This window comes from Dyadobacter sp. BHUBP1, assembly GCF_050587785.1.
Classification (GTDB): domain Bacteria; phylum Bacteroidota; class Bacteroidia; order Cytophagales; family Spirosomataceae; genus Dyadobacter.
The window spans coordinates 62,904-73,919 of record NZ_JBOBIH010000004.1 but is presented as its reverse complement, the minus strand read 5'-3'; the positions used below and the strand labels follow the sequence as shown (position 1 = coordinate 73,919).

Below are 11,016 nucleotides of genomic sequence, written 5' to 3'. Positions count from 1 at the left end.
TCCCTGCTTATATGATCAGAATTTTTATCCTGCTGCTTTTATTCGCTCCATTACCCGCAACCGCGCAACGCATAGCCGGCTCGGTTTCGGACGCGGCCACCGGCTCCGCGATAGCCGGAGCGACGGTTACCCTCATCGGAACTGGTACCGGAACGGTTACCGATTCTGCGGGGCAATTTTCAATGCAGGGCCGGGGCACCATTCAGGTTAGTTATATGGGTTACAAAACGGCCAGACTGCAAGCCTCGCCCGACTACATGCGTATCGAATTGCAGTCCGCGACCAGCCAACTGCAAACCGTAGAGGTGACCGGCCGCGCCGCGAAAGATTACAACAGCGATTATTCTTTCTCGGCCACGCGAGTTTCTGCCCTGAACAAAGACATTCCCCAGTCGATCGCCTCCATTACCAAGGAGCTGATGGCCGACCGGCAGGCATTTCAGCTCGCGGATGCGGTAAAGATCGCCAGCGGCGTGATCCCGTCCAGCTATTACAATCAATATACGATCCGCGGCATCAGCCAGAATGAGGAAGGACAGATCGTGAACGGAATGCGGACACGCCAATACTATTTTCTGCAACCATTGACAACCCATATAGAGCGTGTGGAGGTGATCAAGGGACCAGCGAGCGCAACCTTTTCATCGGTTGATCCCGGTGGGAGCATTCACCTTGTTACCAAAAAGCCCCTGGCAAACGAGCGCAGGGAAGTCGGCATGAGCGCAGGCAGTTTTAGTACGTTTCGCGGCACGCTGGATTTCACAGGTCCGCTGAATGAATCGAAAACGCTGCTTTACCGCCTGAACGGCGCCTTTCAGCAGGCACGTTCGTTCCGGGATATGGTCGGAAGCAAAGCCCTGCTCGTGTCGCCGTCGATCAGCTACATTCCCAATGAGAAAACGGCGCTGAATGCGGAGCTGATTTACAGCAATATGAACGGAATGCTCGACCGCGGTCAACCTATTTTCGGAGCGATAGCGGGAAAAACCGGACTTAGCAGCACGCCGATCGCGCTGAACCTGGGCGCTCCCAACGATTTCTTCCATTCCAAAGAGATGATCATCACGGGTAGCCTGGCCCATAAGCTGACTTCGCAGATGGGCTTCAACGCGTCGTACATGAAACAATCCTGGTCCGAAGATTTGCAGGAGCACCGCACCACCAACGCATTCGCGCCCGACATCGATAACCAGCCGGTAACCAGTCTTGCCGCGATGCAATTTGTGCAGCGCAGGCAGTATTGGAACATCGACAATGTGAATGCATATTTCAATTTTAATTTTAACACCGGTAAAATGATCCATAAACTGCTCGCAGGCTATGACCTGAGCAGCTGGCGCAAACTGAAAGGAGGCGGACAAAATGCAGCCCGGGGCTTTTTGCTGAAAGACGGCACCGTAGCGTCCTCCTTTGTACGGGCCAACTCCGCCAGCTATCAGACGATCACCGTCAACGACAAAACACTTCCTAAACCAAACGTGAACCATTTCGACCTCCAAAACCCGGTGTATACCATCCGGAATGCGGAAGATTATAACTTGAACGTCCGTACCGCGCTGCCTTCCGCATTGACCACCACCCATGCGGTCTACATTCAGGAGCAAATACAGATTAGTAAACTGACTGTGCTGCTTAGCTTGCGACACGAATGGTTTGAGGATATTACCAATTACAAAGCACCTAATACACTAACGGTGCACCAAACCGCGGTGCTGCCAAGGTTGGGGCTGACCTACACTATTAACAATGCGTTGAATGTGTACGGCACCTATCTCGAAGGCTTTCAGCCTCAATCCAATACCGTCACGCTCATGCCCCAAACCGGCGCCTTGCCCGCCGGAAGCCAGTTCGATCCGCTGCGAAGCGACCTGAAAGAGCTCGGACTGAAAGCAGATTTGCCCGGTAGCCGGCTGAGAGTAAACCTTGCATTGTATGAAATTGTCCAGAAAAACATCCTGATGAACGCCAACGATCCGGCAAACCCCGACCGCCTTGTAACCCGAGGAGCTGAGCGCAGCCGGGGAATAGAATGGGACCTCGCAGGATACATTACACCCGAATGGCAGGTAAATGCCTCATACAGTTTTATCGACGCGGTGATCACCCGCGACCAGGACGAAAGCCTGATCGGCGCCAGAAAACAGAACACGCCCCGGCATAGCGCCAATTTGTGGACGCGGTATAATTTCACGGGCAGCTCCGCATTGAAAGGGTTTGGAATCGGGCTGGGCGTGCAGCATCAGGGCAATAAGGTACCGTGGTTTACGCGTGCGTTCATCGTGCCGGCGTTCACAGTTTTTGATGCTGCGCTGTATTATACGCCAACCAGGAGCAATGTTCAGCTGGCCCTGAATGCGGGAAACTTGCTGAACAGGACCTATTGGCTGGGCGCGCAAAATTACTTTCGCCTTTTTCCCGGAGCGCCCAGGAATGCGGCGCTTACGATCACATTCCGTTTCTGATTTTGTCGGTGTCTTGTGTAGGGCCAAATTCTTCCCCGGCAAGTAGCCGCCGACGGCGGGTGACGGCCCAGCTTAACGGGACGATGTTATCGGTCCGATTTTTGTCAGTCGATGCTAAACCAACGAAACTGGCGAAATGGAAAATATCGAATCAAAAGAAATAGCCAAAAACTACATGGAGATTTGGAATGCGGGGAATGACTTTCTGCTGGACATGTGGGCAGATAATGAGTTGAATGTCGAGTACACGCACTTTCCGAAACGTCTCGTCGGCATTGACGAATATCGTCGGGTATTGAAGCAGACGTATCACTCATTCCCGGACATAAGAATCTCCGTCCACGAAGTAGACGTTTATGATAACAAGGCGATCTTGAAATGGACATACACCGGCACCCATCAGAAAGATACACTTTTCGGGGTCGATCCTGCGGGTAAGAAGGTAAATGTCAGCGGGCTCACTATACTTGACATTAGCGGTGGTAAGGTAATCCGCGAGTACGGGATTGTCGACAACTTATCGCTGATCATGCAGCTGGGTGCATTAAAAGTCTGACTCCAAGCTGCCTCATCCCCTCAGGACTGCTTATGAGTTAAATGTTATTCCTTTCGGGAGCAGAAGCTTGTGTTGTTTGTGGAACTCTTCCACGCCGATAGCTACCTTTTTTCAGCTCTATGATTTCGGATCGCTGTCGTTTTGTGTGGCAAGCAAAAATGCAGCGGCGCTGCCTAGCCAGACGGAGTAATCAAGGGGTGCCTTTGGCCCCAGTGTGACAGCCATAGACACTGCGAAAATCAACAAGAGGACTGCTGTGCCCATGGCGACTAGTTTCGTTTTGAAGCCCAAAAGCAGCATGATCGAGAATACTGTTTCGAAAAAGGTGGCGGCATAGGCCGAGAACTTGCTCAAAATGCCGGGAAGGAATGAAGTAATCTGCGCGGTGTACTTTTCAAAATTCTGCCAGTTGCCCCAGCCGGATTGCGCACCCCAGAGGCCAAATCGGTCAGCCACTGCTGAAAGCATTGTTGCTGCGATGGCAACTCTTAAGAGAATCTGAGCATTTCGGTTCATTTCGTTTGTTTCGAGTGGAAGTGGTTAATCGATAACGACCGGTCTGATACCAATCAGTTCCAGGTTTGTGAATTGCAACCATCAGGAAGACGGCGATGATTAAAAAGGATAAACATCGCCGTCCCGTACCATTATGGGCCTATACGAATGATCGTCTTACCCTTGGTTGGTTTGGCGGTATTGAATGCGGCGACAGCGTCGTCAAGGTTTGCTATGTTGCCGATGTATGTCCTCAACCGTCCCGACTTCACACGCTCAGCAAGCTCCGTCAATTGAGCGCGATCAGGTACAACGATGAAATCAATAGTCAGGCCACCGGTAGGCCGTGCATCGGTAGGGCCGGCGATGGTTACGAGCGTTCCCCCGTGACGTATGATTCCCGCGGACCGTTTCGCAATGTCGCCACCCAGCACATCGAAAACGAGGTCAACGGCCCCGACATCTTCCAGGGAGTCGCTTTCCAGATCCACAAACTCGTGGGCACCGAAGTCCAACGCTGTCTGCCGGCCGGCAGTCCGACCGGTACCGATAACGTAGGCTCCGGCCTCCCGTGCAAGCTGGCTTGCCATTGAACCGACAACACCGGCAGCACCATGTATGAGTACCGTCTGGCCCGACTGAAGACGGCCATGCTCGAACAATCCCTGCCAGGCCGTCAGGCCCGGCATAACCAGGGCTGCCCCTACCGTGAAATCAATGTCCGCCGGCAGCGGAGCAAGGTTGCGCGCTTCAACCGCTACATACTCTGCGAGCGAGCCGTCGCGGGTCCAATCGGTAAGGCCGAACACCCGCTGCCCCACTGAAAACCCGGTCGTTCCATAACTGAGCGAAGTGACCACTCCTGCCACCTCGTGGCCGGGAATAGAAGGCGTCCTGTCACGACCAAGGCGGTCGACCCATGTTGAGGGCCATGCAAGCTCATCTCCTGTAAATCCTGATGCACGAACCCGGACAACGACATCGCCGTAGTTCGCACCATCAAGGCTGCCGAGCCCTTGTGGTTCGGGCCGATCCGCTAGCTTCATTCCGGCTGTTCCCGCAGCCTGGTCTGTTACAATGATCGCCTTCATTGCACACCTCCTTTCCGGCTAATGAGCGATCCAGGAGTTATCAAAAGCGTGACTGTTTTCAATGTTATTTTTTGCATGATTTAATTAGTTTAAAATGTTTGATGAACTGTGATACTCTGCAAAATTATCTATTCGTTTGGCTACCTTAGCGGGCCAGTTTTAAAATACCTGTGGGTCCAGATATGATTGAAAAAATTCTCGAGATCTCGTTTAAAAAAGGGAGCCAGCACAGCCCGCTCTATTTGCAACTGGAGTCTGAAATTATTCAGCTGATTTGTGAAGGCATTTTAAAACCCGGGCAGGGATTACCTTCTTCGCGCGAGCTGGCGCAGCGGCTGCAAATCAACCGAAAAACCGTGGTTGCGGCCTATGAAGAATTGGCCGCGCAAGGCTGGGTCGAGACCAGAGACAGAAGCGGCGTTTATGTGTCCAGCCATTTGCCTGATACTTCATCAAGTGCCATTAAGGTAAACAGTAAAAACCGGGTGCGGAGCCGGCAACCCGGATACCAGCTGATACAGCAGACAGGCTATGGCCCAATCCCGAACGATGCGAACATTGAAGCCAACACCTTAAAGGGGCCACCGCCCTTGTACAAAATCGAAGACGGCTTCCCCGATCCGAGAATAGCACCCATCGAGCAGATTGTACGGGAGTACAGAAGATTAGGGAAAAGCCGGTTGACAAACAAGTTTCTCATGTATGGTCCGGAGCAGGGTTCCTACCGTCTCAGGGTGGAGCTTGCCAAGTATCTGAATCGGACGAGAGGAATGCAGGTTTCTGAAAAGGAAATCCTGATCACTAAGGGAACGCAAATGGCCATTTATCTGACAGCTCAGCTACTGCTCCGTCAGGGTGACACTGTATTTGTGCCCGAGCCCGGTTACATGGACGCCAATCGAACATTTAACCTGGCCGGGGCCAAACTGGTATTTATTCCGGTAGATAAAGAAGGAATGGATGTAGACAGGATTGAACAGTTGTGCGAAAGGAAGCCGCCCAAGATGGTCTATATTATTCCCCATCATCACCGGCCCACCACTGTTACATTAAGTGCAGAACGGCGTATGCGGCTGATGGACCTGGCCCGTAAATATGGATTCGCGTTGCTTGAAGATGATTATGATTTTGACTATCACTTCGCCAGTAACCCTCTTCTTCCTCTGGCTAGTCTGGATACGAGCGGACATATTATTTATGTAGGCTCTTTTTGTAAAAGTATTGCACCGGGCATTCGTATAGGGTTTATGGTCGCTCCGGAAGAAGTGGTGGAGCAGGCGGCTGCCCTTCGCAAATTAATAGACCGCCAGGGTGAGCTTTTGCTCGAAGAAGCGATCGCCGAACTTCTGAGCAACGGAGAGATTTCCAGACACATCAAAAAGTCGCACAAGATTTATCAGGGCCGGTTGGAAAACACCTGCCGATTGCTTCGGGAACAGCTCGGAGAATTTTTAACTTTTGAACAGCCGGATGGTGGCCTTGCCATTTGGGCAGCGTACAGACAGGGCATAAGTGCCAGGGCGATTTCCCTGAATGCCTGGAAATTGGGGTTGAAGATCAACGACGGCCGGGGCTATTTTTTTCAATCTGCTGTTTCCATGCCCAATGACTTCATACGCATAGGTTACTGTTCCCTGGATGAACGGGAAATGGCCTGCGCAATTGATTTATGGAAACAGGCCCTTTCTCCGTTTTCGGCAAAATAGCCCATCTGCACTTTCCGGCAATCATCAGTTAAGATCGCCGATATGCCGAAGCTCGACAAAAGGACCTGTTTCTCCTATTAATCTGTGCTATCCAAAAACCGTTCAATCATCGGCACCACAAAGTCTGCCTGACTGGATAATCCCTGTTTCAAAGTGGTGACTTCGCCTATATACTCTCCGTGCAAACCCGGAATGACAGCCAGCTGCGATTTCTGGATTTGTCTCTGCATTTCGAGGGCATGCGCGGGTTCAATTACATCTTTGTCAGCAATGATAATGAGTGCCTGCGCCTTGATCGACTTTAGCTGTGCGTCAGAAATGTCTTTGAAATTAATCACCCGCTTTGCATCCTTACGCTGCATCGTCCGCAGGCCCGCCGTATCGGGAGTAACCGCCAGATAAGCGTCCTTTAACTCTTTTGGCATGTTATCCAGATTTGCCTTGCTCATAAAATCCCAGAATTCAACGGGCACCCCGCTGCGCTTAGCCAGGGCAGAACCTAACACCATTTTACGAACCATTTCGGGGTGGCGTATCGCAATTTGCAGCGTAGTAGTCCCGCCATTGCTGAAACCAAAAAAATCTGCTTCGGCAATGTTCAACTTCTTTAAGAGCGCCGCAACATCGTCCGCATCCTGCTCAAATGACTCGTCCTGGTTCCGGTCACTGGTCCTTCCGTGGGCTTGCAGGTCCATGGCAATGACCCGCCGGTGCCGGGCAAGCAAGGGAATAACCCTTCCAAATGTGGTTTCGATGGTCGAACCACCACCGTGGATCAGCACGACGGGCTGTCCGCTACCGTGGATCTGATAGTACATTTTAATGCCATTAACCAGCAAATACCCGCTTTGAAAAGCGACTGTATCCTTCCGGTCTGCCGGAAGCTGGCGACCATCAGAAGTTTGCCGGGCCTGGCTATTATACCCCACCGTCAAAAACATCAGGGCAAAGTATAGAATTGTCTTTTTCATCTTCTTGATTTTTAGTACAGCAACTGCGATCAGATTTCGACCAGCATCGATGAAAGTCTGCCGAGCATTTTAAGCCATCCCTGATAAGCACCGGTTTTTCTGGCCTCTTCTTCTGATACGGTCTGGTAAATAGATACCTTAGTTTGAGCGCCCAGCGCCTGAAAAGTCACCGTAGTCGTTTGATGCTCGGGCCAGTCCGCACTTTTACCCGCCGCAACCGAGCTAACCGAATTACCGGCCTCATCTGACATGATCATCGTAAAAACAAGCCTCCGGTTCGGAGTCACTTCCAGGTAAGTCCCTTTAACCCAGCACTCGCCATGTACCGGATCGTGTATACAAGAATGAAACCTTCCGCCGGTACTGACATCGATGGTCCTGAATTCAATGGTGCATCCGTCTGGCGCGTACCAGTGTGTGAGTTGGTCCGGATCGACCCAGGCCTGGAAAACGGCTTCGACAGGCGCGTCGAACAGGTGGGTGATGAAAAGCTGCTTTCTTTCTGTATTCATAGCTATTGTTTTTTGGTGTTGATCAGGAATTGTTCCAGTTTTTCAAAGCGGTTGTTCCAAAGTTTGCGCGACGCCGTTACCCAGTCTGTAACCTCATCAAGTTGGTCAAGACGCGCTTCGCAAACCTGCTGGCGCCCCTTCTGGCTCATTAGGATCAAACCGCATTCACTGAGTATTTTGATGTGTTTGGCAATGGCTTGCTTACTGATGCCGAAATCCTCTCCTATCTGGGTGATATTCAAGGGCCCCTGGGACAATTTTTGGATAATCATCCTTCGTGTTGGATCGGCTATGGCCTGGAAAACATCTCTTCTTTCTATCATTTGACAACCATTTGGTTGCCAAATATAAAAACAACCAAATGGTTGTCAAATTTTTCCGCAGTTTTTTTTCAGCCCAAGCCGCAGTAGTATCCGGAAAGGCAGCAATTCGCGAACCCACGTACTCCGAGGTCTGAGTAGCCGGCAGTGATCTCGATCGGGAAAATTCACCGGTCGGTCATTCTCAGGACATTACCGGAACTTCATTAGAATGGTGAATCACCGGAAGCTTGATAAAGAAGGCGGTGCCTCTATTGGCGTGAGTCGTAAACGTCAATTCACCGCCCAGCACCTCGGTGTATTTTTTGGAGAGCATTAAGCCAAGCCCACCGGAATGAAGGGTGTGCAGCAGCGGATTTTGCCAGCGGTCCAGAATATCTTTTTGCGCTGACTCAGAAATACCTGGCCCGGTATCGCTTACAGAAAAAACGTGATAGCAGCCCTGGTATTCATGGGCAAGTTTAATGTTGTCCGCAGCACGGCAGGCGCGGGCCGCATTGTTGATTAAATTTCTTACGATAATGGTAAAAAGGTAAGGGTTTCCCTTCAAAAGCAGCGTTTCCGGCAGCACCGATTCAAATGTCAGGCCTTTCGCACGGGCGATATCCTGATAGACTTTGATCGTATCTTCAACGGCGTAGTACGGGTTGAAACAGGTATCCTGATTGACTAGTCTGCCTTCGGATTTGGTCATATCCAGCAGGTTCATCAGCAGGTTTTGCGTGTTGACGATCGATTGCCTCAACTCGTTGGTAAGCATTTGCTTTTCAGCACTGCTAAGATCATAGTTGTCTATAATGTCGAGGTATTTTTTTAAGGAAATCAGCGGGGTATGGTAATCGTGGGAAATGACGGAAATCAATCTGGCTTTTTCCTCATGCAGTTCATCGAGCAGCATTGCCCTTTGCTCGGCCTTGTCTTTCTCCTTGCTATAATTACTGATAATGTATCCCAGGCCAATCAGTATCATGACGACATTGACCGCGTAAGTTGAAGCTATATCGATAAAATGCTCTTTTCTATTAGCATAGGCCGTAAGGATGAAAGACGGATCCTGGTATTCGAGCCAAAGCAACCCACCCGCGGTGGCCAGGTTGACGACCGTCAGAACCAGGTATCCGCGCCTGGGCGCAACCGCCAGCGAAAGAAAATAGACCAGGCATAATGAAAGCAATGTAGAGCCATTAACGCCATCACTAACACGGTAACTTACCACAAAAAAGATATGGAACAGCAACGAGTAAACCGAAAGCGACAGGAGCGTAAATCCTCTGACCCGCGACAGGTAGTACAAAAGCAATTGCAATGGAATCAGCGCCGCCGTAATCCACGCGTATTGTATCATGCCGACAACCATACTGAATATCAGCACATAAACCATTACCAGCAGCGTAGCAATACAAATAAAATGGAAAATACGGGTTTGCAGGGTAAACCGGTGGGCAGGGCCCTGAAGGAGACTCCAGAGCACCTTGGGATTTAAATCTAATAGCTTAGTCAAACAATACTGGTTTTAGGTTAGTATCGAAATTGGCTGTAAAATGCATATTTATTTTCATGGATTGAACACGAGTACCATTCATAATGCCTAAACCCACACTCTATTTCGCTGCCAAATGTACAGTTTGATTATTAATGCAGCTACCGCCAGTTGCCTGCTCTTTTTATCGGTTCTGGCTATGACCAAGAGGAGCCGGAATTTTCTTGGTTACCGTTTTCTGGCTGCACTTTTTACCGGTATCGCCTTCGATTTTACAGACGAAATACTGGCCACCGCAGGAGCCTACAACCGGTATCCCTGGCTATGTGTGGCTTTTCAGCCGGTTTTGTTCGCATTTGCTCCCATTATTTATTGGGCCACCTTTTACCTGACATCGGTTTCGCAGAAATGGTCGGCGAAAATCTTCTATCACTTTGTTCCATATCTTCTCATCCTGTTGCTGTATTTTAAAAGCTACGTTTTCACAAACGCTGACCTGGCGACCCTGAGTAAAGCCGTTGTTTCCGCTGAACACAATCCGATTGATGCATTTCTGGTGGCCGCATTCTTTCTGCAAATTGCGGTCTACATGTACCTTTCAATCCGTAAACTGACCAAACACCGAAAATCATTGCCATTGTTTGTGTCCAACCTTCCCGACAATGATTATCACTGGCTTTCCAATATCATGATAGGCATGTGCATTTTGTTTGCGGTTTCTTTGGCAGAAGTTATCGCAGGCAATGCTTTTCTGTCGGGCTTTTTTCCCACCGTTTACCTGGTCGGATTCTATTATGTCGGCTTTCAATTGGTCCGACAGCAAGATGTTTTCTCCTTCTCCACTGACCAGGCGAAAAGTTTATCGGACCTTGTCGATAGTCAGTCGCGGCTGTATTCGCCAAACCGGGAAGTTGACGAAGACCCGGATATGGCAGATTTGGATGGACCCTATTTGGATACCGTTCCTGAAAGCCCCGCTCTCCAAAAGAAGAAGGCGGTCAGCGATGAAAAGATGTCGCTTTACCATCAGCGATTATTAACTCTAATGGAAACGGAAAAACCTTACATGGACAGCGAAATTACCTTACCTAAACTGGCCAGGATGATTTTACTGAATTCCTATCAGACATCCTATCTAATCAATTCCAGGTTCCACGAGAATTTTTACAATTTCATCAACCGGTACAGGCTCGAAGATTGCAAAAGAATGCTTGCTAATCCGGAGTTCGATCATCTGAGCATTCTCGACATCGCTTTCGAATCGGGTTTCAATTCCAAAACCTCTTTTAATACCGCCTTCAAAAAATACACCGGTTACTCTCCGAGGGAATTTCGCGAGCGCAGCAGACCGGCGGAAGATTCCTAAACAAGTTCCGATTTATCAATTTCCTGATTTACAATCACTTAAATACAATAAAAATAC

General features: G+C 49.9%; 10 protein-coding genes. 4 read left to right on the top strand and 6 right to left on the bottom strand.

Going from position 1 to position 11,016, the window contains the following annotated elements:
* Positions 1 to 11: 11 nt before the first annotated feature.
* Together ACQ4MZ_RS16945 and ACQ4MZ_RS16940 are read left to right on the top strand one after the other, a co-directional pair.
* Positions 12 to 2,462, top strand: coding sequence for a TonB-dependent siderophore receptor (locus ACQ4MZ_RS16945; RefSeq protein ID WP_430846542.1), 2,451 nt, complete (start codon positions 12 to 14; stop codon positions 2,460 to 2,462).
* A gap of 136 nt (positions 2,463 to 2,598) precedes the next feature.
* Positions 2,599 to 3,018 carry an ester cyclase gene (locus ACQ4MZ_RS16940; RefSeq protein ID WP_430846540.1) on the top strand — a complete coding sequence of 140 codons (420 nt, stop codon included), beginning with the start codon at positions 2,599 to 2,601 and terminating at the stop codon, positions 3,016 to 3,018.
* A gap of 117 nt (positions 3,019 to 3,135) precedes the next feature.
* Here ACQ4MZ_RS16940 and ACQ4MZ_RS16935 read toward each other — a convergent pair whose 3' ends face one another.
* Positions 3,136 to 3,534 (bottom strand): DoxX family protein, encoded by a 399-nt coding sequence (locus tag ACQ4MZ_RS16935; protein ID WP_430846538.1) that lies wholly within the window; start codon positions 3,532 to 3,534, stop codon positions 3,136 to 3,138.
* 131 nt (positions 3,535 to 3,665) lie between these two features.
* A complete protein-coding gene (locus tag ACQ4MZ_RS16930; protein ID WP_430846536.1) occupies positions 3,666 to 4,604 on the bottom strand; it encodes an NADP-dependent oxidoreductase in 939 nt (312 codons plus the stop codon).
* A gap of 182 nt (positions 4,605 to 4,786) precedes the next feature.
* Here ACQ4MZ_RS16930 and ACQ4MZ_RS16925 point away from each other — a divergent pair, with 182 nt between their 5' ends.
* Positions 4,787 to 6,310: a PLP-dependent aminotransferase family protein gene (locus ACQ4MZ_RS16925; RefSeq protein ID WP_430846534.1), complete on the top strand. Its 1,524-nt coding sequence runs from the start codon at positions 4,787 to 4,789 to the stop codon at positions 6,308 to 6,310.
* 77 nt (positions 6,311 to 6,387) lie between these two features.
* Here the strand turns inward: ACQ4MZ_RS16925 and ACQ4MZ_RS16920 are convergent, their stop codons facing one another.
* From ACQ4MZ_RS16920 to ACQ4MZ_RS16905, 4 genes are all read right to left on the bottom strand, one after another.
* On the bottom strand, positions 6,388 to 7,281 hold the full coding sequence (locus ACQ4MZ_RS16920) for an alpha/beta fold hydrolase (RefSeq protein WP_430846532.1): 894 nt from the start codon (positions 7,279 to 7,281) through the stop codon (positions 6,388 to 6,390).
* A gap of 29 nt (positions 7,282 to 7,310) precedes the next feature.
* A complete protein-coding gene (locus ACQ4MZ_RS16915) occupies positions 7,311 to 7,793 on the bottom strand; it encodes an SRPBCC family protein (RefSeq protein WP_430846530.1) in 483 nt (160 codons plus the stop codon).
* A gap of 2 nt (positions 7,794 to 7,795) precedes the next feature.
* Positions 7,796 to 8,116, bottom strand: a complete 321-nt coding sequence (locus ACQ4MZ_RS16910; RefSeq protein WP_430846528.1) for an ArsR/SmtB family transcription factor — start codon at positions 8,114 to 8,116, stop codon at positions 7,796 to 7,798.
* 181 nt (positions 8,117 to 8,297) lie between these two features.
* Positions 8,298 to 9,614 (bottom strand): sensor histidine kinase, encoded by a 1,317-nt coding sequence (locus ACQ4MZ_RS16905; protein WP_430846526.1) that lies wholly within the window; start codon positions 9,612 to 9,614, stop codon positions 8,298 to 8,300.
* Between the two features lie 178 nt (positions 9,615 to 9,792).
* Between ACQ4MZ_RS16905 and ACQ4MZ_RS16900 the strand changes: the two genes are divergently transcribed.
* Complete coding sequence (locus tag ACQ4MZ_RS16900; RefSeq protein WP_430846524.1) at positions 9,793 to 10,959, top strand: helix-turn-helix domain-containing protein; 1,167 nt, start codon at positions 9,793 to 9,795, stop codon at positions 10,957 to 10,959.
* The last annotated feature ends 57 nt before the right edge of the window (positions 10,960 to 11,016 follow it).